General features: G+C 61.5%; 20 protein-coding genes. 9 read left to right on the top strand and 11 right to left on the bottom strand.

The genetic code is table 11. The features are described 5' to 3' along the window. The 4 genes from ftsE to AACY25_RS07440 all read left to right on the top strand — a co-directional run bounded on the left by ftsE (position 1) and on the right by AACY25_RS07440 (position 3,476). Positions 1-669, top strand: coding sequence for a cell division ATP-binding protein FtsE (gene ftsE, locus AACY25_RS07455; protein ID WP_339523477.1), 669 nt, complete (start codon positions 1-3; stop codon positions 667-669). After that, entirely contained in the window at positions 666-1,685 is a 1,020-nt protein-coding gene (gene ftsX / locus AACY25_RS07450) for a permease-like cell division protein FtsX (protein WP_339523476.1), read from the top strand. The genes ftsE and ftsX overlap by 4 nt, the downstream gene beginning before the upstream one ends. 112 nt (positions 1,686-1,797) lie before the next feature. After that, positions 1,798-2,652: an RNA polymerase sigma factor RpoH gene (gene rpoH / locus AACY25_RS07445; protein ID WP_160012860.1), complete on the top strand. Its 855-nt coding sequence runs from the start codon at positions 1,798-1,800 to the stop codon at positions 2,650-2,652. 212 nt (positions 2,653-2,864) lie between these two features. Beyond that, the gene (locus tag AACY25_RS07440; protein WP_339523475.1) at positions 2,865-3,476 is read left to right on the top strand and encodes a hypothetical protein; all 612 of its coding nucleotides are present in this window, start codon (positions 2,865-2,867) and stop codon (positions 3,474-3,476) included. 1 nt (position 3,477) lies between these two features. Here the strand turns inward: AACY25_RS07440 and mtgA are convergent, their stop codons facing one another. Beyond that, on the bottom strand, positions 3,478-4,215 hold the full coding sequence (gene mtgA, locus AACY25_RS07435; RefSeq protein ID WP_339523474.1) for a monofunctional biosynthetic peptidoglycan transglycosylase: 738 nt from the start codon (positions 4,213-4,215) through the stop codon (positions 3,478-3,480). A gap of 67 nt (positions 4,216-4,282) precedes the next feature. Here mtgA and AACY25_RS07430 point away from each other — a divergent pair, with 67 nt between their 5' ends. From AACY25_RS07430 to AACY25_RS07410, 5 genes are all read left to right on the top strand, one after another. Continuing rightward, on the top strand, positions 4,283-4,669 hold the full coding sequence (locus tag AACY25_RS07430) for a DUF423 domain-containing protein (RefSeq protein ID WP_339523473.1): 387 nt from the start codon (positions 4,283-4,285) through the stop codon (positions 4,667-4,669). A gap of 102 nt (positions 4,670-4,771) precedes the next feature. Beyond that, positions 4,772-4,972, top strand: coding sequence for a sulfur carrier protein ThiS (gene thiS / locus AACY25_RS07425; RefSeq protein ID WP_339523471.1), 201 nt, complete (start codon positions 4,772-4,774; stop codon positions 4,970-4,972). A 47-nt stretch (positions 4,973-5,019) separates the two neighbouring features. Next, on the top strand, positions 5,020-5,814 hold the full coding sequence (locus AACY25_RS07420; protein WP_339523470.1) for a thiazole synthase: 795 nt from the start codon (positions 5,020-5,022) through the stop codon (positions 5,812-5,814). Positions 5,815-6,025: 211 nt separating this feature from the next. Beyond that, positions 6,026-6,745 (top strand): tRNA (guanosine(46)-N7)-methyltransferase TrmB, encoded by a 720-nt coding sequence (gene trmB, locus AACY25_RS07415; RefSeq protein WP_339523468.1) that lies wholly within the window; start codon positions 6,026-6,028, stop codon positions 6,743-6,745. Positions 6,746-6,928: 183 nt separating this feature from the next. After that, positions 6,929-8,272 (top strand): DUF1329 domain-containing protein, encoded by a 1,344-nt coding sequence (locus AACY25_RS07410; RefSeq protein WP_339523466.1) that lies wholly within the window; start codon positions 6,929-6,931, stop codon positions 8,270-8,272. Positions 8,273-8,390: 118 nt separating this feature from the next. On the opposite strand, the gene AACY25_RS07405 is transcribed toward AACY25_RS07410, so the two are convergent. From AACY25_RS07405 to metX, 10 genes are all read right to left on the bottom strand, one after another. Further along, on the bottom strand, positions 8,391-8,921 hold the full coding sequence (locus tag AACY25_RS07405) for a type II secretion system protein N (RefSeq protein WP_339523464.1): 531 nt from the start codon (positions 8,919-8,921) through the stop codon (positions 8,391-8,393). Positions 8,922-8,987: 66 nt separating this feature from the next. Beyond that, positions 8,988-10,784 carry a zinc-dependent metalloprotease family protein gene (locus AACY25_RS07400; protein WP_339523462.1) on the bottom strand — a complete coding sequence of 599 codons (1,797 nt, stop codon included), beginning with the start codon at positions 10,782-10,784 and terminating at the stop codon, positions 8,988-8,990. 36 nt (positions 10,785-10,820) lie between these two features. Next, positions 10,821-11,501, bottom strand: coding sequence for a hypothetical protein (locus tag AACY25_RS07395; protein ID WP_339523460.1), 681 nt, complete (start codon positions 11,499-11,501; stop codon positions 10,821-10,823). A gap of 223 nt (positions 11,502-11,724) precedes the next feature. Next, complete coding sequence (gspD, locus tag AACY25_RS07390) at positions 11,725-13,986, bottom strand: type II secretion system secretin GspD (protein WP_445262121.1); 2,262 nt, start codon at positions 13,984-13,986, stop codon at positions 11,725-11,727. Positions 13,987-14,270: 284 nt separating this feature from the next. After that, on the bottom strand, positions 14,271-14,594 hold the full coding sequence (locus AACY25_RS07385) for a DUF3392 domain-containing protein (RefSeq protein ID WP_339523456.1): 324 nt from the start codon (positions 14,592-14,594) through the stop codon (positions 14,271-14,273). Positions 14,595-14,624: 30 nt separating this feature from the next. Further along, entirely contained in the window at positions 14,625-15,785 is a 1,161-nt protein-coding gene (gene hemW / locus AACY25_RS07380; protein WP_339523454.1) for a radical SAM family heme chaperone HemW, read from the bottom strand. Then, entirely contained in the window at positions 15,782-16,378 is a 597-nt protein-coding gene (gene rdgB, locus AACY25_RS07375) for an RdgB/HAM1 family non-canonical purine NTP pyrophosphatase (protein WP_339523452.1), read from the bottom strand. Before rdgB ends, hemW begins: the two co-directional genes overlap by 4 nt. A gap of 13 nt (positions 16,379-16,391) precedes the next feature. Then, positions 16,392-16,811: a DUF4426 domain-containing protein gene (locus AACY25_RS07370; protein WP_339523450.1), complete on the bottom strand. Its 420-nt coding sequence runs from the start codon at positions 16,809-16,811 to the stop codon at positions 16,392-16,394. 38 nt (positions 16,812-16,849) lie between these two features. After that, entirely contained in the window at positions 16,850-17,470 is a 621-nt protein-coding gene (gene metW / locus AACY25_RS07365; protein WP_339408942.1) for a methionine biosynthesis protein MetW, read from the bottom strand. Between the two features lie 2 nt (positions 17,471-17,472). Beyond that, complete coding sequence (metX, locus tag AACY25_RS07360; protein ID WP_339523448.1) at positions 17,473-18,612, bottom strand: homoserine O-succinyltransferase MetX; 1,140 nt, start codon at positions 18,610-18,612, stop codon at positions 17,473-17,475. Positions 18,613-18,696: the final 84 nt, after the last annotated feature.

Genomic DNA, 18,696 nt, shown 5'->3' with positions numbered 1-18,696 from the left:
ATGATCAAATTCGAGCAGGTCGGTAAACGCTACCCCAACGGCCACGTCGGGCTGCACGAACTGAGTTTCCACGTGCGCCGTGGCGAGTTCCTCTTCGTCACTGGGCATTCCGGCGCCGGCAAGAGCACCTTGCTGCGCCTGCTGCTGGCGATGGAGCGGCCGAGCAGCGGCAAACTGCTGCTGGCCGGGCAGGACCTGTCGCATATCACCAATGCGCAGATTCCGTTTCTGCGTCGGCAGATCGGCGTGGTGTTCCAGAACCATCAGCTGCTGTTCGACCGCAGCGTGTTCGACAACGTGGCGCTGCCGTTGCAGATTCTCGGCCTGTCCAAGGACGAGATTGGCACTCGTGTGCGCACCGCGCTGGAGCGTGTGTCCCTGGCCGACAAGGCCGAGCAATCCCCTGGCGACCTGTCTACCGGTCAGCAGCAGCGCGTCGGTATTGCCCGCGCCGTCGTGCATCGCCCGGCGCTGCTGTTGGCGGATGAGCCCACCGGTAACCTCGATCCGCGCCTGGCGGCCGAGATCATGGGCGTGTTCGAAGACATCAACCGCCTGGGCACCACCGTGCTGATCGCCAGCCATGACCTGGCGCTGATCGCGCGCATGCGTCACCGCATGCTGACCCTGCAACGCGGCCGCCTGATCGGCGACGGGGAGGCCGCATGAGCGCCACCCGCATGCCGCCACCGCAGCCCGCGCAGCGCGTCGGTGCTGCACCGAAGAAGTCCGAGTCGCCGACGCCGGGTGATGACGGCCCAAGCTTTACCCACCAGCTGCATGCCTGGCTGGAAAATCACCGTGCCAGTTTGGTCGACAGCCTACGCCGTCTGGGCAAGCAGCCAATCGGTAGTTTCTTTACCTGCCTGGTGATGGCCGTGGCCCTGAGTCTGCCCATGGGCCTGGCGCTGCTGCTGGATAACGTCGAACGCCTGGGTGTGTCCTGGCAGCGTGCGGCGCAGATTTCCTTGTACCTGCAGATCGACGCCAGCGAGGCCCAGGGCCAGGCGCTGCGCGAGCAGATTGCGGCAATGGACGATGTGGAAGAGGCCGAATGGATTAGCCGCGAACAAGCACTGGACGAGTTTCAGCAACAATCCGGTCTCGGCGAGGCCCTCAAGGAATTGCCTGATAATCCGCTGCCTGGGGTGATTGTGGTGACGCCGCAGCAAGTTGACAAAGTCGCCCTCGAGGCCTTGCGCTTGCGTCTGGCCGAATTGCCGCAGGTGCAGCAGGCGCAGCTTGATCTGCTCTGGGTCGAGCGTCTGAGCGCCATGCTCAAGCTCGGTGAGCGTTTCGTCTTTGGCTTGACCTTGCTTCTTGTGATGGCGCTGCTGCTGGTGATCGGCAATACCATTCGCCTGCATATCGAGAATCGCCGCACCGAGATCGAAGTGATCAAGCTGGTTGGCGGCACCGACAGCTACGTGCGTCGGCCCTTCCTCTATATGGGCACGCTTTACGGTTTGGGCGCTGGGCTGCTGGCCTGGCTGCTGCTGGCCTACGGCCTGGGTTGGCTGAATGACGCCGTGGTGCGTCTGGCCGGTTTGTACGGCAGCGACTTCGCCCTGGCGGGCGTGCCGATAGCCGATGGTCTATCCCTGCTGCTCGGCGCGGTACTGTTGGGCTATATTGGCGCCTGGCTGGCAGTCGCACGGCACTTGAGCGAACTGGCTCCAAGATAGTAAGTTATTGTTTTGCTTGATATTGACTATGTGTAAGGGAACTTGTACCCCGGTATAAAGTCCCATGGGGCAGTGCTAGACTGCTCCACGATTCGTAAGTCGGAGGATTCAAATGTCCACTTCTTTGCAACCTGTTCATGCTCTGGTTCCGGGTGCCAACCTGGAGGCATACGTGCATGCGGTGAACGGCATCCCGCTGTTGACCCCCGAGCAGGAGCGCGAGCTGGCGGAAAGTCTCTTCTACAAACAAGACCTCGAAGCCGCCCGGCAAATGGTGCTGGCTCACCTGCGTTTTGTTGTACATATCGCTCGCAGCTACTCCGGTTATGGCCTGGCCCAGGCCGACCTGATTCAGGAAGGCAATGTCGGCCTGATGAAAGCGGTAAAGCGCTTCAACCCAGAAATGGGTGTGCGCCTGGTGTCCTTCGCTGTGCACTGGATTCGCGCCGAGATCCACGAGTTCATCCTTAAAAACTGGCGCATCGTCAAAGTCGCCACCACTAAGGCGCAGCGCAAGCTGTTCTTCAACCTGCGCAGCCAGAAGAAGCGTCTGGCCTGGTTGAACAACGACGAAGTGCATGCTGTGGCGGAAAGTTTGGGTGTTGAGCCGCGTGAAGTGCGTGAGATGGAAAGCCGCCTGACCGGCCACGACATGGCCTTCGATCCTGCTGCCGAAGCGGACGACGAAAGCGCCTTCCAGTCGCCGGCGCATTACCTAGAGGACCACCGTTACGACCCGGCGCGTCAGCTTGAAGATTCTGACTGGAGTGACAGCTCCACCGCCAATCTGCATGAGGCGCTGGAAGGTCTGGATGAGCGTAGCCGTGACATTCTCTACCAGCGCTGGCTGGCCGAGGAAAAAGCCACGCTGCATGACCTGGCCGCCAAGTACAATGTGTCGGCCGAGCGCATCCGTCAGTTGGAAAAGAACGCGATGAACAAGCTCAAAGGCTCGATCGCCGCGTAAATCGCGCTACTTTCAAAAGCCGCACCCAGGTGCGGCTTTTTTATGGCCTGCCATCCCTCGCGGCCACCCTTTGGGCCGTCGCTGTGCGACGTTAAAAACTGCTCCGGGCAGTTTTTTATGCCTGCCACCCATCTTTGGCGGCCACTTTTCGGGCTGCCGCTGTGCGACGTTGAAAATCGCTAGTGGCGATTTTTATGGTCAAGGAAATCTCAATGAAATTACCGCCCATACGTCTGCAGCACTGGCTGATCTTTGCCGTAGTCGCCGCCCTGTTTTTTGCCTGGGGCGCCTGGCTGATGCGCCCGCAGCCGGCCGCGCAACCTTTGCCCTGGCTGGCAGAGTGGCAAGCCAAGGTGCTTACGCCGCTGGCGGATGATCGGCTGAGCCTAGTGCACCTGAATGATGCTCTGGAAGGCGAGCTTTGGCTGCAGCCCAATCTGGATGGCGCGCGTCTGCTGTATCGCGGTGAGCTGCAGGATGGCGATGCAAACTGGTCGCTGGAGGCGGAGGTCGGTCTGGATAAAGCCGAACTTGAAAGCCTGCTGGCCGCCGCAGGGCTAAAGCCAACGGACAAGGAGCTGCCGCTGGGCAGCCAAATGCTGGTGCCATTGGCCAATCGCCCGATTATTGCGCTGACCCTGTTGCCGCCTGCGCCGCTGGATGTTGCGCGTCTCGCCGCCAGTATCGGTCAACCGCGCTTGACCTTGGAGCTGGCGCAAGGGCAAGCCTGGGTCTATCCCGAGCTGGGCATGACCGCGCACCTACAAGACGAAGAGCTGTACTTCCTTTACGCCGTGCCGCGACATTTACTCAAGCAGCGCTGAGTTAGAGGTCTTTCAAGCGCGCTGGCCACCATTCGGGGTAGCTGGGTTGCAGGCGGTTGAGGTAGTGGCTGCCGCCCAGTTGCCACATCTGCTGACGAATCCAGCTGGCCCGGCGGCTGATGTGCGCACTCGGGCGGCTGGCGCTCCACTCGCGCGGGTTGGGCAGGACGGCGGCCAGCAGGCTGCTCTGCTGGCGTGACAGATAGGGCGCGCCAACCTTGAAGTGATGCCGCGCTGCCGCCTCGGCGCCGAACACGCCATCGCCCCACTCGACGCTGTTGAGGTACACCTCAAGAATCCGCTGTTTGGGCCAGAGCAGTTCGATCAGGCCGGTAAACCACACTTCAAAGCCCTTGCGTAGCCAGCTGCGGCCGGACCAGAGGAACAGGTTCTTCGCCACCTGCTGACTAAGGGTGCTGGCCCCGCGCAGTGAGCCGCCTTGCTGGTTGTGCTCAAGGGCTGCCTGGATGGCCGCGACATCAAAGCCCCAGTGTTCGGCGAACTTCTGATCCTCACCGGCGATCACCGCCATCTTCAGATCGTCCGGCAGTTCACTCCAGGGCCGCCAGCTGCGCTGCAGGTTGATGGGCTGATCGTCGACCCAGGACTCAATCTTGCGCTCGACCATCAGCGCGGTGCCGGGTGGCGGCACCCAGCGGAATAACAACACCAGCAGTACCGAGCCGATGGCAAGCCAGAGCAGAAGTTTGAGCAGGCGACGGGCGAGGGATCGAAACATGCGTGCTTGGCCAGGGTGATTTTGCCGGCCATTATAGCCAGCCCTGTCTTTATAGCTGGAGTGATGCATGGCTCGTCTGTGGTTATTGCTGTCCGCCTGTGCCGGTTTTACCGGTGTCGCCCTCGGCGCCTTTGCCGCGCATGGCCTGAAGAGTCAGCTGACACCGGCTTATCTTGCGGTATTCCAGACCGGCACCCACTACCAGCTGATTCACGCGCTGGCGCTGTTCGGTGTCGGCCTGCTAGCCATCTTGCGGCCGGCGCCCCTGGTCAATTGCGCCGGCGCGCTCTTTACCCTGGGTATCCTGCTGTTCTCCGGCAGCCTGTATGCACTGACCTTGAGCGGCATCAGTGCATTGGGCATGGTCACGCCTTTCGGCGGTTTGGCGTTTCTCGCCGGTTGGCTGTGTCTGGGAATGGCGGCCTGGAAGCTGGGTTCGCGCAATATCGCCTGACCCGTAAGTCAGAAAGCAGGACGAGCGGCAGCCTTCAGCCTTGGTCAACGCCCATGATCAGGCTAGAATGCCGGCCCTTTTCCCAGTTGTGACTGACCCGTCATGCATATTCAGTTAAACGGTGAAGCATTCGAATTGCCCGACGGCGCCACCGTCGCCGGGTTGATCGACCGTCTGGATCTGGCCGGACGCCGCGTGGCGGTTGAGCTCAATCTGGATATCGTGCCGCGCAGCCAGCACGCCACCACCGCCTTGCGCGACGGTGACCAGGTTGAGGTGGTACATGCGATTGGCGGCGGTTAAGGCCAGCCTATTCCGCTGAAAGTCCGCCCACTTTACGAGGATTACCCATGAGCCATTCGCCCAACGACAAGCCCTTTACTCTGGCCGGTCGTACCTATCAGTCGCGTCTGCTGGTCGGTACTGGCAAGTACAAGGACCTCGAAGAAACCCGACTGGCCATTGAGGCCTCGGGTGCCGAAATCGTTACCGTGGCCGTGCGCCGTACCAATATCGGGCAGAACCCGGACGAGCCGAACCTGCTCGATGTGATCAGCCCCGACAAGTACACCATCCTGCCGAATACCGCCGGCTGCTATGACGCCGTTGAGGCGGTGCGGACCTGCCGTTTGGCTCGCGAGCTGCTCGACGGCCACAAGCTGGTCAAGCTGGAAGTGCTGGCCGACCAGAAGACCCTGTTCCCCAATGTGATCGAGACCCTCAAGGCTGCCGAAGTGCTGGTCAAGGACGGCTTCGACGTGATGGTGTACACCAGTGATGACCCGATCATCGCCCGCGAACTGGCGGCCATGGGTTGCATCGCGGTGATGCCGCTGGCCGGTTTGATCGGCACCGGGCTGGGCATCTGCAACCCGTATAACCTGCGCATCATCCTTGAAGAAGCTACCGTTCCGGTATTGGTCGACGCCGGTGTCGGCACCGCGTCCGACGCCACCATCGCCATGGAGCTGGGCTGCGAGGCGGTGCTGATGAACAGTGCGATTGCCCATGCGCAGAACCCGATTTTGATGGGCGAGGCGATGAAGCACGCGATCATTGCCGGGCGTATGGCCTACCTGGCCGGGCGCATGCCGAAGAAACTCTATGCCAGCGCCTCATCGCCGCTGGATGGCCTGATCAAGTAAGAGCACGTTTACGATTTGCTGCGCTTCGGCCCTACTGCGTTAAAAACAGGCTGGAGCGCCAGCCCGGTCGTAATGCTCAACTACAACTCGTAAACTCGCGTGCGAGCCCAGTCCGCTTCCTCGCCTGCTTGACCAGCCGGAGGCTGTTACTAACGTAGCGCCTTGCATGGCTCTAGCTCGCGAAATCGTAAAAGCACTCTAAGAGCACAGCATGACTGAATTGCAGCAACAGCCGGAGCCGGCTGAAGACACTTCCAAGCACCGCGCGATCAAGAGCTTCGTGATGCGTGCAGGGCGTATGACCGAAGGCCAGCAACGCGGTCTCGATCAGGGCTGGCCGAAGTTCGGCTTGCAGCTGGAAGACGGCTTGCGTGATTTCGACCAGGTGTTCGGCCGCAGCGCGCCGCGTACCTTCGAAATCGGTTTTGGCATGGGCCATTCCACCCTGGAAATGGCCGCTGCCGCGCCCGAGCAGGACTTCATCGGGGTGGAAGTGCATCGCCCAGGCGTTGGTGCGCTGCTCAACGGTCTGATGACGCAGAACCTCAGCAATATGCGCGTTTACAGCTGCGATGCGCTGGAAGTGCTGCGCAACTGCGTGGCCGACGCCAGCCTGGATCGGCTGCTGCTATTCTTCCCGGACCCGTGGCACAAATCCCGTCATCACAAGCGCCGCATCGTTCAAGCGTCCTTCGCTGAACTGGTCCGGCAGAAGCTCAAGGTTGGCGGCGTGCTGCACATGGCCACCGATTGGCAGCCTTACGCCGAGCACATGCTGGAAGTGATGAATGTCGCGCCCGGTTATCAGAATCAGGCTGAGGATGGCCAGTATGTGCCGCGTCCGACGGAGCGCCCAACTACCAAGTTTGAGCGCCGCGGCGAGCGTCTGGGGCATGGCGTATGGGATCTGAAGTTCCAGCGCATCGATTGATAGATTCACGCGCTGAGGTATCGGCGCAGCAAGACCATAAGCACAAGGACGATTGCACAAGATCGGAATAATCCGACGCCCGCCAGGACGGCTCCTCACCAAGACGGCACATAAACCCGGGCAGCACTTCCCCGGTCATAAAAACAGCAGCCCTGCCTTAGGCCAGGCTGCGAGGAGATCGCTGTGTTGAGAACGCTTTCAATTCTGCTGCTGGCTACGTGTGCGCTACAGGCACAAGCCAAAGTCGACAGTGCTCAGGCTGCACGCCTGGGCCAGGACCTGACCCCGCTGGGCGGTGAGCGCGCCGGCAATGCCGCCGGCACCATCCCAGCCTGGGACGGTGGCCTGGCACAACCGCCAGCCAACTATCAGCCGGGCATGCATCACCCTGACCCATACAGCGCCGATGCGCCGCTGTATCAGGTCAACAGCCAGAATCTGGCGCAGTATCAGGCGCAGCTGCCGGCGGGCCTCAAGGCGTTGCTGGAGAAAAACCCGGATTACTTCCTGCGGGTGTTCCAGACCCGTCGCAGCGCGGCTGCGCCGCAGCGTATCTATGACGCTACGCGGTTCAATGCTCAGAGTGCCGAGCTGATTTCCGGTGGTAATGGGGTCGACGGTGCTGCAGCCGGTATTCCTTTCCCGCTGCCGACAACCGGCCAGGAAGTCATCTGGAACCACATCATGCGTTACCGTGGTGACCAGATCACCTTCGCCACCAACCAGGCTGCGGTGCTGTCCAACGGTGCCTACAACCTGCTCAAGCTGGAACGCGACATCTACTTCCTCTACGGTCGTGAAGGCGTTAGCCCGCAGGATCTGGACAACACCCTGTTCTACTACAAGTACAAGGTAGTCGCGCCGGCTAAGCTCGCCGGTTCGGCGCTGGTGGTGCAGGAAACCCTCGACCAGGTACTGGCGATTCGCAAGGCCTGGCGCTTCAACCGTGGCGAGCGTCGCGTGCGTCGTTTGCCGATGCTGGCCTACGACACCCTGCAACCGGACAGCAATGGCATGGCCACTGCCGATCAGGTCGACTCCTACAACGGTGCACCGGATCGCTACGAGTGGAAGCTGATCGGCAAGCAAGAAATGCTGGTGCCATACAACAGCTACGCCGTGCACCAGAAGGGTATTCCCTACGACAACATCCTCAAGAACTCCACGGTTAACCCCGATTTGCTGCGCTATGAGCTGCACCGCGTCTGGATAGTCGAGGCCGATTTACGCAAGGGCTTCAGTCATCCGTATGCCAAGCGTCGTTTCTACATCGACGAAGACAGCTGGCAGATTCTCGCCGCGGACCTGTACGACAAGAGCGGTGAGCTGAGCGGTGCGCAAGAAAGCCACCCGATCAGCTATTACGACGTGCCGATGTTCGGCAGTACTCTGGAAACCATCTACGACTTCAAGGGCAAGCGCTACTTTGTCGATGGCCTGGATAACAATGAGCCGATGTACAACTTCAACGCCAAGTTGGGCCCACGTGATTTCACTCCGCAGGCGCTACGCCGCGAAGGCAACTGAGCCTCGCATGAACTAAAAAGACCGCCTCTCGCAGGCGGTTTTTTTATGGGGATAGCTACAGTGCCGCTGCGCCTGTGGCAAAGCAGGTCGTGCCGTGCGAGATATCCACAGCGGACATTTAGTTGTGGCCTGTAACCTGGCTGAGCAGCCCTGTGGCGGCGGGAGTGGCTGCAGGTTTAAGCGGCCGGTTGGATTTATCCGGGAAGTGCAGGCTCTCGCGGCGACCGTGGCGGAGCAGGGTGACATGCTGGCGCTGCACGCTCTCAAGGGTCACACCTGGGGCGACGGTGGCACCCACCATAAAGCGCTCAGGAGTCTGGCCGGCCTGACCGATGATGGCGCTGGAGCGGCTGCTTTGTGGGTGATTGAAGGCGGCCATCAAGGTCAGCTGCAGGGATGTTGCCGGAGCCGGGCCGCTACTGTCGAGTAGAGGGACGCCGAACAGTCCCGCCAGTTGCTGTTGATCGATAACCGGCTGCGCTTGGGCCTGTTGTACGGGCGCCAGGTTGATCGGACGATGCAGTAGTCGCCAGAACGCCGCGCCCTGATAGGCCAGGCTAAGGCTGCCGGACAGCACAAGCAGCAGGCACAGGCCGGTGATCAGATGTTCCGGAATTATTGGCTGGGCTGGTTTATCGAGCTGCAACATAAACAATCCTTCATGAAAAAGCCCATGACTGCTCAGGCAGCCATGGGCTTGGGTGCTGCTGGGTGTTTACAGCTTGCTGATACTGACGTTGTCGATAAACAGCGACTCAGCGCGTTGCGTGCCCAAAATCAGCAGGTCGACGCGGCGCAGAGTACCTGCCGGCAGTTGTACCTCATGCTGCAACTTGCTCCAGCTGCCACCACGGGTGGTGCGCTGGCCCAGCGGCAGGTACTGGCCACGGCCATTGCCATCTTCGACATACAGGTAGGCGTAAGCGATGGCGCTGACCATGCTGCTGCGCCCGATACTCAGGTCGGCAGAAACGCGATAGCGATTACCGGCCTGGACGTTACCGACCAGGCTGACGCTCGCGCCGGCGCCTTCGTACTTACGCTGATAGGCTTCCAGCGCCTGGCGGCTGCCGTTGGCGAACGTGCTGGCGCGGGCGCTGCCATGGAAGCCAGACCAGCCAGCAATGCCGTTCTCGAAGTTCCAGCCGAACTGGGTCGGAGCAGGTGGTACTGGAGGTGCGGCAGCCTGGACCTCCTGTAGCTCGACCTCATCGACCAGCAGGCTGCTGCCGCTGTCGCTCCAGATCGCTACATACAGATTGCGAACGTTGCTTGGCGCTGCGTAGGTGAAGGTTTTTTCCAGGCGGCTGAACTCGTTGCCAGTCACCGACAGGTTGACCGTTTGCTCGGCGCTGTAGGTAAAGCGGCCATCGGTGCTTTCCTGCAGGATCGCTACGCGCACGTTTTCACGGCTGTCGCGGGCCTTGAGCATGGCTTTGGCTTTCAGGCGATATTTCGCGCCGGCCGTCAGACCGGTGACCGGTGTGGCCAGTACGTCGAAGGCCTGGGCATCCATTTGCAGCGCGTTGTCGCGGCAGTTCAGGGCCACATTGACCAGGCTCAGCTGAGCCTGTCCGAACAGCGCACGCCAACCTTCGTTGCTGTTGAACTCGCCGTTGCTGACCAGGCCTTTGAGCGCTGGCTTGCTGCACCAGGGCAGTTCGGCCGGTGGTGTGGTCGGGTTGCCGGTGCCGGGGTTGTTGGTGATGGGCACCTGGGTGGCGCGGAAGGTGGCGATCTGTGCGGCCATGGTGTTCAGCGAGCGCACGGCATCGGAGCGATCGGGCATGCCGCAAGGCTGGTTGGCGCAGTCGGCGTCATTCAGGCGTGGGTTGGAAAATACCGGAGCCTGACGGCGCGCGCCGAAGACCTGCGGGTAGGCCATGATGGTGCTGAACTGACCCTGGACGCCGTAGCCACGGCTCCATTCGTGGGTGCCGTTGTGGCCGTTGGCGTTGTAGTAGCCTTCCTGCTGGTCCTGCTCGTAGGAGTGGCGCAGGCCCATATTGTGGCCGGCTTCATGGGCGAAGGTGCTGAGGCTGCAGTCGACGCCAGTCAGGCCATAGGCCATTTCCTTGGCACCGCTGTTGAAGCGGTCGCTGTTCTTCGCGCCAGTGCCCATCCAGGCGATACCGCAGATGCCATAACCCTGGCCTTGGGTGGTGCGGTTGATCAGCTGTACTACGTCGGCGCCGTATTGCTCACGCAGGCGTTTTACCTGAGCGTCGTCAGTGAACTTGTTGAGGTTGGCGCCGGAGACGTCGTAGTAGTTGGCCCAGTCGAGCAGCTGCTTGTGCACCAGGCGCAGGCGGATATTCACGCCGCTTTTGGCATAGGCCGTGTTGGTGTATTCGATATAGCTGGCGATGCGTGCGTCGATATCGCGGCCATTGGGCAAGCTCTGCGCGTCTTTGGTGTAGAGCACCATGATGTCGACGGTTTCCGGGTTGGCCTGGGCGCTATGGGCGGTCAGGGCCAGTGCGAGGGCAGAGAGCCATTGCACTTTCTTCATATCAGCGTTCCTTGTGCGATGTGGGTAAAGAGGCGATCAGCCCTGAGCGGGCGGTGGCAGCGGGGCCAGTTCTTTATGGTCGTAGTGCAGGTGATCGTTCGGATCGGCCCGCAGTACCAGCTGGTTTTCATCGGTGATCACCGTCTTGCCGGTGGCGTTATCGATGATGATCGACAGGCTGCCGTCGAGCGTGGCAACGGTGATATGGGTCTCCAGCGTGCCCTTGACCAGGGTCATGCTTTCCACCTCATCGCCATCGATCAGGCTGCCTTGCCATACGGCGCTGCCTGCGGTGTTGCGGGTTTCGCCGAGGGTGGCGCGGGTTGGGCTGCTGCGCCCCGGCAGGGCCAGAGAGACCACCTGACCGACTGCAAGGTTGCTGAGCTGCTGCGGATCGACCTGGGTCAGGTGCTGGGTAATGCCGTTGCTCTCGGTTTCCTGCAGTGAGTCTGCATCCCAGAGCGTGGCCTGCGCGGCGCTGCTGGTGGCCACGGGCGGTTTGGTCTCCAGGATAGAGACGCCACTTGCGCCTTGGCTGGCTGCCTGGCTTGCGGGCGCGGCAGTGCTCTGGCTGGGGGCGGGTGATTTGCTGCCCTGGCTGTCATTCGATGCTGCTTGGGTTGGCTTTGGCTGCTCAAGGTCAGCCGAGAGCACGACCCCCAAGACGCCGCCGACAATGGCGGTGGCGACTGCGGCTGTGATCCAGCGTTTTGACATGCGACTGCTCCATTAGTCTGGGAAGTTGAAGCAGCGCAGTCTAGGTAGAGCCTTGGCGGTTATTCGCTATGCAGTTCACAGGCAGAGGGTATGGGCAGGGCCAGCTTGCTTAATTTGAACGTTGGTCTCATATCCAGGGTGTGCCACGTCTCGCTCGGAATGGGGCACAGTTCCACGCAGCTCGGCTTTGGCGTTGCTGCGTGGTGCTGCAACGCTTCTTTGCTTACTCGGGCAGGGCGCTGGCGCCGCGTTTTGGCAGCTGTTCGGGCAGGGCAGCAAGGGCTTTGAGCGCGGTTTCGCGGCTCGGGTAGCTGCCATAGAGCACGACGTAGCGGGTTTCCCCGTTCTGCTCGCGCTCGGCCAGGCGCAGCGGCTGTTTGGGGTGACGCTCGAGCAGGGCCTGCATAAATTCGCGGCTGCTGCCCTCAACCAACTGGATGGTGTGGCGGCGCGATGCAACCTTGGGTTTGCTATCCCCTCCACGGCCATCGCCCAGGGTGGCTGGGTCGACAGGTTTTGGCGTCTCAATCAGAGTCTTGCTTGGTTTGGCCGGGATGGCTTTTGCCGGTTGGCGCAGGTCGGTCGCAGGTGCCTCAATGCGTTGGTTGAACAAAGCATGGGCCTGCTGCGGTAGATGGTCGTAACCGTTGGCCTGGCCGAGCAGGCGCAGGTCACGGTATTTGCCCAGGCTCAGGTTGGCCAGGCCGACGCCGTCGCGTGCCACGGTGGGGCGCAAAAACACCATCAGGTTGCGCTTCTGCCGGGCTTCGCGGGTTGAGCGGAACAGCCTGCCAAGCCCGGGGATATCGCCGAGCAGCGGCACCTTGCTCTCGCTGCTGGTGATGTCGTCCTGAATCAGACCGCCGAGCACGATTACCTGGCCGTCATCGGCCAATACGGTGCTCTTGATCGAGCGCTTGTTGGTGACCAGATCCACGGCTTGGGCATTCAGCCCGGTGCTCGGGGCGATGGAGGAGATTTCCTGCTCGATCACCAGGCGCAGGGTGGCGCCTTCATTGATATGCGGGGTGACCTTGAGGGTGACGCCGATATCCTTGCGTTCGATGGTGGTGAAGGGGTTGCTCGAGCCGGCAGCGTCGGTGGTGTAAGAGCCGGTCTGGAAGGGCACGTTCTGCCCGACCAGAATCTCGGCGGCCTGGTTGTCCAGGGTCAGCAGGGTCGGGGTGGAGAGCAGGTTGCTTTTACCGTTCGACGAAAGCGCGGTGATCAGTGCGCCGAAGTTGTCGTTGCCGACGCCGATAATCGCCCCATTGGGCAGCGCCGCAGCCAGTTCGCCGGGGTTTTCGCTGGCGATGGCGCCGAGCAGAGTGCCGACCGACAGGCCGGTGTTACTGAAGTTAACGCCGCCCAGGCCACCGCCGCTGCGGCCGTCGATGGCCCATTGCACGCCGAGGGCGTCATTGATATCACCGGACATCTCGACGATGGCCGCTTCTACCAGCACTTGGGCGCGAGGTATATCCAGCTGGCGCACCAGGTCCTCGAACATGTTGACGATATCGGCTTCGGCCATGATGACGATGGCGTTGAGGCTCTCGTCGGCGCGGATCATCAGCTTCAGCGGAGCGGCGTTTTCACTGCCCTGACTTTGGCTCAGGTTGTCGCCGAAGTCGCCGAGGGTCTTTGCCATCTCCTTGGCATCACCATGGCGCAGGCGGATAACCCGGGTATTGGTCGAACGCGAGCTGGGCGTGTCGAGGCTCTGCGCCAGCTTCAACAGGCGGGCGCGGGCGTCGCTGGGGCCAAGCAGCAGCAGGCGATTGGCGCGGGTGTCGGCAATTACCTGGGCGCCGCTGGCCTGGGTGTTTTTCAGTGAGCTGTTGATCACCGCAGCCAGCTCATGGACCCAGGCATGGCGCAGGTCATAGACGCTGAAATCATCCTGATTCTGGCTGTCCAGTTGGCGGATGATTTCGTCAATGCGAGCAATATTGGCTGGGGTGTCGCTGATGATCAGGCTGTTGGATGAAGGCACGGCGGCCAGGTGACCATGGTTGGCCACCAGCGGGCGGATCAGGGGCAGCAGGTCGTTGGCGGCGCCATGCTGCACCTGCAGCACGCGGGTTTCCAGGTTGCCGCGGCTGCCGGCGGTGGTCTTGGCCTCGCTGCTGGGAATGATGCTCAGCTGATTGCCCTGCGGCATCACAGCGAAACCATGGGTGCTCATCACCGAGAGGAACAGTTTGTAGACCTCGGCGATATTCATCGGCTGCTGGGCTATTACGGTGACCTGGCCTTTCACCCGTGGGTCGATGATAAAGGTCTGCCCGCTGATGCTGGAAATCTGCTCGATAAAGTCGCGAATCTCCGCGCTCTGCATATTGATCGTCCAGCTTTCCTCGCTCTGCGCAGGTGCCTCGGTCGACGCATTGGCCTGGCTGGCGATGCTTAGCAACAGGGCAGTGTGCAGCAGTAGCAGGCGGACTAGATGGCGCAGGGCAGGCGTGATCATGGCTAGGGGCATCAGTATGTGTGGCCGTAATGCACTGCCGCAGCTGACGCGAGGTCGGACAAGGGAAGGCTGGAGGCGCTGTTCGGACGGGAGAAAACGGCTGCAACCAGCACTGCGAGCAGTGTTGGGGGCGCAAGGCTAATGAAAAAAGCCGGCCTGTGTTGAGGCGTGATGGCGATCTGCGATGATCGTCACAGTCAGTCGGCGATTTGTTGCCTGGGCGTGATGGGCGTCAGTTGGCAGTTGAGTCTGTAAGCGGAGCCTGAGGCCAGGCTCCCGATCAGTTCGCCGGCAGCTCAGCTGCGGTCGGCGAGGATGCCGATGATAAAGAACACCAGAATCAGCACCGGGGCCAACGTGAAATTGTTGAAGAAACCCAGGCCCTTGGCCATGTATGGGGTGGCGAAGACGATCAGTAGGCCGTAGCCCACCGCGCAGAGCAGCACGAAGATCAGCGTGCGAAAGATAAAGTTCATGCTGCTGGTGTTGCGCTGCACCCAGGCATTGATGCCGGGGCCGAACAGCACCAGCAGGGTGGCCATGATTGCCAGTGAGATGTCGTAGAGGTGGGTGCGGCTCCAGCGCGACAGGGTGACAATCAGGTCGAGTAGCAGGTCCATCAGGTTTCCTTAGCCGTGTGGGCGCATGCGTCAGGGTAGAAAGTGTTGCAGCAGGTCGTTGAGAAACAGCTGGCCTTCGCGGGTGGCGCTCAGGCGTGTCGGGTCGCTGTGCAGCAGGCCGCGTTGCTCGGCTTCCAGGCGCGCTGCGGCCAGTTGGCTGAGTGGCAAACCGGTGCGCTGAGTGAACAGTTCGCTGGCGACGCCGTCCGTGAGGCGCAGCACATTCATCAGAAATTCGAAGGGCAACTCATCTGCGCTTAGGGGGCGTTCGCCGGCGCTGAAGCGTTTGCTGCGGTCCAGATAGTCCTTGGGCAGGCGGGTTTTCCAGCTGCGGCTGATGCTGCCGTCCGGGTGACTCAGTTTGGCGTGGGCGCCAGCGCCGATGCCCAGGAAGTCGCCGAAGGTCCAGTAATTGAGGTTGTGCCGCGCCGCTTTACCCGCCTGGGCGTAGGCCGAGACTTCGTATTGCGCGTAGCCTTCGGCGGCCAGCAGCGCCTGGCCGGCTTCCTGAATGTCCCAGAGAATATCGTCCTCGGGCATTACCGGCGGCTGGTTCCAGAACACTGTGTTCGGCTCCACCGTCAGCTGATACCAGGACAGATGCGTCGGCCCCTGGGCAATGGCGATGCGTAGGTCGCTGAGGGCATCCTCGATGGACTGGTCCGGCAGGCCGTGCATCAGGTCCAGGTTGAAATTGTCGAAGCCGGCGGCGCGGGCCATATCGGCTGCGTGCACCGCTTCATCGCCGTCGTGGATGCGGCCCAGGGCGATCAGCTTGGGCGCCTGGAAACTCTGCACGCCAATCGACAGGCGATTGATGCCCAGGCTGCGGTAGTCCTTGAATTTGGCCTGCTCGAAGGTGCCCGGATTGGCTTCCAGGGTGATCTCGATATCGGCGGCAAACGGCACGCGCCGTTCCACGCCCTCAAGCAAGCGACCGAGGGCTTTGGCGGAAAACAGGCTGGGGGTACCGCCGCCAAAGAAGATCGAACTCAGCGGTCGGTTATGCACCTGCGCCAGGTCGGCATCCAGGTCGGCCAGCAAGGCGTCGACATAGGCCTCTTCCGGCAGGCTCGGTCCGGCGGCATGGGAGTTGAAGTCGCAATACGGGCACTTCTTCACGCACCAGGGGATGTGCACATAGAGTGCAAGTGGCGGCAGCTCGAAGCCGCCGCCGGACGCCGTGGTCATGCCAAGCCCAGCCGCTGTTTCAACAGGGCCATGGCGCGCGCGCGGTGGCTGATCTGGTTTTTCTCGGCCGCCGGCAGCTCGGCGCTGGAGCAGTCGCGCTCGGGCACCCAGAACAGCGGGTCATAACCAAAGCCTTCCACGCCTTGCGCGGCGTGCAGGATGCGCCCGTGCCAGAGACCTTCGCAGATGATCGGCAGCGGATCGTCGGCATGCCGCACCAGCGCCAGGCAGCAGACGAACTGCGCGCCGCGCTCGGCATCCGGCACGTTTTTTAGCGCGTCGAGCAACTTGGCGTTGTTCGCCGCATCACCCTGACCATCGGCGTAGCGTGCCGAGTAGATGCCCGGCGCACCGCCGAGAAAATCTACTGCCAGGCCGGAGTCATCGGCCAGCGCCGGCAGGCCGGACAGTCGAGCGGCATTACGCGCCTTGAGGATGGCATTCTCGATAAACGACAGGCCGGTTTCTTCCGGCTCGACCATCGAAAATTCGCCGACTGAGCGCACGTGCACGCTGCTGCCGAGCATGGCTTGCAGCTCTTTGAGTTTGCCGACGTTATGGCTGGCGAGTACAAGCTCGTTGAAATGCATCATGGATTCAGGGCCATCATTCGTCTGGGAAGAATTCCTGGTTGAAATTGAAGCTGTGCGCCACGCCATCGACTGCGCGCACGTTGATGGTGAAACGCAGCATCTCGCGCTGAGTGAAGTTGAATTGCGCCAGGTAATAGATGGCCTCGCCTTCGTTGACCTGCTTGAAGGTCAGCGGCTGGCTGCGGCCGACCAGGTCCTTCACTTCACCACTGACGCTGGCGCTGCTGGCGGTACCGGCCTTGAGCACGGAGATATTCACCACGCCCTGGGTCTTGCTGCGTACCAGGCCGTTGGCGGCGGCGATGTCCGGTTGCAGAAACTCGGAGTTGAAGGCGATGTAGTGCACGTCGAGGTCGCCGAAGGTCTGCTTGCGTTCAGCAAGCGCCGGCAGGCTCAGGCACAGGGCGATAAACAGAAATGCGATGCGACGCATAAGGGTTCTCCAGATAGCAAATCTTGCGGGGCAGTCGCCTAGTTGGCGATCTGCACGTCTTCGGCTGTGGGGCCGCTGATCCGGTAAATGCCGATTTCACCTAACAGATTAGGCCAGATCCGGCTGGCCCAGCCGTGCCGGTGGTCGCGGTCCACGGCCAGGCGATCCATGACTTTCGCGCCCTGGTTGTGGCACAGGTTTTCGAAGTCTTCGAAGGTGCAGAAGTGGATGTTCGGCGTGTTGAACCAGGTGTACGGGAGAAAGTCCGACACCGGCATACGGCCCTTGGTGGTGAGGTACCAGCGGCAGTGCCAGTGGCCGAAATTGGGGAACGTGATGATGCAGGTCTTGCCGACGCGCAGCATTTCCGCCAGCACCTTGTCCGGGTAATGCAGGGCCTGCAGCGACTGGGTCATGACCACCACGTCGAAGCTGTTGCTGGCGAAGTTGCCCAGGCCTTTGTCGAGGTTCTGCTCGATGACGTTGACGCCCTTACTCACGCATTGGGCGATGTTGTCCGCGTCGATTTCCAGGCCATAGCCGAACACCTGCTTGTGTTCGGCCAGCCAGGCGAGCAGCTCGCCATTGCCGCAACCCAGGTCGAGCACACGGCTGCCAGCGGGAATCCACTCTTGGATGATTTCGAGATCCGCGCGCATGGCTACACCTTAATCCGTTTCATATAGCTGTCGAACGCCTGCAGGTAGCGCGGAATCGGCATCAGGAAGGCGTCGTGGCCCTGAGGCGCATCGATTTCCAGATAGCAGACGTTTTTCCGCGCAGCGGTCAGGGCATCGACGATTTCTCGCGAGCGGGCCGGCGAGAAACGCCAGTCGGTGGTGAAGGACATCACGCAGAAGTCAGCGCTGACATGCGCCAATGTCTTGGCCAGATCGCCATCGAAGGACGCGGCCGGATCGAAGTAGTCCAGCGCTTTGGTCATCAGCAGGTAGGTGTTGGCGTCGAAGCGTCCGGAGAACTCCTCACCCTGATAGCGCAGGTAGCTTTCCACCTGGAATTCGACGCTGTGGAAGTCGTAGTTGAGCTTTTCGCTCTTCAGGCCACGGCCGAATTTTTCGCCCATGGCGTCGTCCGACAGGTAGGTGATGTGGCCGACCATGCGCGCCAGCATCAGCCCGCGCTTGGGGATCACACCCTGTTCCTGGAAGTGCCCGCCATGGAACTGTGGATCAGTCAGGATCGCCTGGCGCGCCACTTCGTTGAAGGCGATGTTCTGCGCCGACAGCTTGGGCGCCGAGGCAATTGCCAGGCAGTGACGCACGCGCTCGGGGTAGCTGATGGTCCATTGCATGGCCTGCATGCCGCCGAGGCTGCCGCCGATCACGGCGGCCCATTGCTGGATGCCCAGGTTGTCGGCCAGCCGTGCCTGGCTGTGCACCCAGTCTTCCACGGTCATTACCGGGAAGTCGGCGCCGAAGGGTTTGCCGGTCGCGGGGTTGAGGCTGCTGGGGCCGGTGGAGCCGTTGCAGCCGCCGAGGTTGTTCAGGCTGACGACGAAGAACTTGTTGGTGTCGATGGGCTTGCCGGGGCCGATGCAGCTGTCCCACCAGCCCGGTTTACGGTCTTCCGCACTGTGATAACCGGCAGCATGGTGATGGCCGGACAGCGCGTGGCAGATCAGCACGGCGTTGCTTGCCGTGGCATTCAGCTCGCCATAGGTTTCGAAGATCAGTTGGTAGTCGGCCAGGCTGCGCCCGCAGGCCAGCGCCAGAGGTTCTGCGAACTGCAGCACCTGCGGGGTTACCAGGCCAACAGAGTCTTGGGGAAAGGCAGTCGACATCGACCCTGCTCGCAATAAAAGAAGGCCGCAGTCTAGGGTCTGTTCCCATTTCGTCGCAAGCCGCGTTGCTGCGCAAAATTTCGC

Source organism: Pseudomonas sp. EA_35y_Pfl2_R111 (assembly GCF_963970955.1).
Classification (GTDB): Bacteria; Pseudomonadota; Gammaproteobacteria; order Pseudomonadales; family Pseudomonadaceae; genus Aquipseudomonas.
Note: the sequence above shows the minus strand (reverse complement) of the source record. Positions and strands in the feature narration are given on the sequence as shown.

Excerpts from the sequence above, each read along its gene's own strand:
- ftsE (WP_339523477.1), top strand. The coding sequence starts at position 1 with ATGATCAAATTCGAGCAGGTCGGTAAACGCTACCCCAACGGCCACGTC.
- ftsX (WP_339523476.1), top strand. The coding sequence starts at position 666 with ATGAGCGCCACCCGCATGCCGCCACCGCAGCCCGCGCAGCGCGTCGGT.
- rpoH (WP_160012860.1), top strand. The coding sequence starts at position 1,798 with ATGTCCACTTCTTTGCAACCTGTTCATGCTCTGGTTCCGGGTGCCAAC.
- AACY25_RS07440 (WP_339523475.1), top strand. The coding sequence starts at position 2,865 with ATGAAATTACCGCCCATACGTCTGCAGCACTGGCTGATCTTTGCCGTA.
- mtgA (WP_339523474.1), bottom strand. The coding sequence starts at position 4,215 with ATGTTTCGATCCCTCGCCCGTCGCCTGCTCAAACTTCTGCTCTGGCTT.
- AACY25_RS07430 (WP_339523473.1), top strand. The coding sequence starts at position 4,283 with ATGGCTCGTCTGTGGTTATTGCTGTCCGCCTGTGCCGGTTTTACCGGT.
- thiS (WP_339523471.1), top strand. The coding sequence starts at position 4,772 with ATGCATATTCAGTTAAACGGTGAAGCATTCGAATTGCCCGACGGCGCC.
- AACY25_RS07420 (WP_339523470.1), top strand. The coding sequence starts at position 5,020 with ATGAGCCATTCGCCCAACGACAAGCCCTTTACTCTGGCCGGTCGTACC.
- trmB (WP_339523468.1), top strand. The coding sequence starts at position 6,026 with ATGACTGAATTGCAGCAACAGCCGGAGCCGGCTGAAGACACTTCCAAG.
- AACY25_RS07405 (WP_339523464.1), bottom strand. The coding sequence starts at position 8,921 with ATGTTGCAGCTCGATAAACCAGCCCAGCCAATAATTCCGGAACATCTG.
- AACY25_RS07400 (WP_339523462.1), bottom strand. The coding sequence starts at position 10,784 with ATGAAGAAAGTGCAATGGCTCTCTGCCCTCGCACTGGCCCTGACCGCC.
- AACY25_RS07395 (WP_339523460.1), bottom strand. The coding sequence starts at position 11,501 with ATGTCAAAACGCTGGATCACAGCCGCAGTCGCCACCGCCATTGTCGGC.
- gspD (WP_445262121.1), bottom strand. The coding sequence starts at position 13,986 with ATGCCCCTAGCCATGATCACGCCTGCCCTGCGCCATCTAGTCCGCCTG.
- AACY25_RS07385 (WP_339523456.1), bottom strand. The coding sequence starts at position 14,594 with ATGGACCTGCTACTCGACCTGATTGTCACCCTGTCGCGCTGGAGCCGC.
- hemW (WP_339523454.1), bottom strand. The coding sequence starts at position 15,785 with ATGACCACGGCGTCCGGCGGCGGCTTCGAGCTGCCGCCACTTGCACTC.
- rdgB (WP_339523452.1), bottom strand. The coding sequence starts at position 16,378 with ATGATGCATTTCAACGAGCTTGTACTCGCCAGCCATAACGTCGGCAAA.
- AACY25_RS07370 (WP_339523450.1), bottom strand. The coding sequence starts at position 16,811 with ATGCGTCGCATCGCATTTCTGTTTATCGCCCTGTGCCTGAGCCTGCCG.
- metW (WP_339408942.1), bottom strand. The coding sequence starts at position 17,470 with ATGCGCGCGGATCTCGAAATCATCCAAGAGTGGATTCCCGCTGGCAGC.
- metX (WP_339523448.1), bottom strand. The coding sequence starts at position 18,612 with ATGTCGACTGCCTTTCCCCAAGACTCTGTTGGCCTGGTAACCCCGCAG.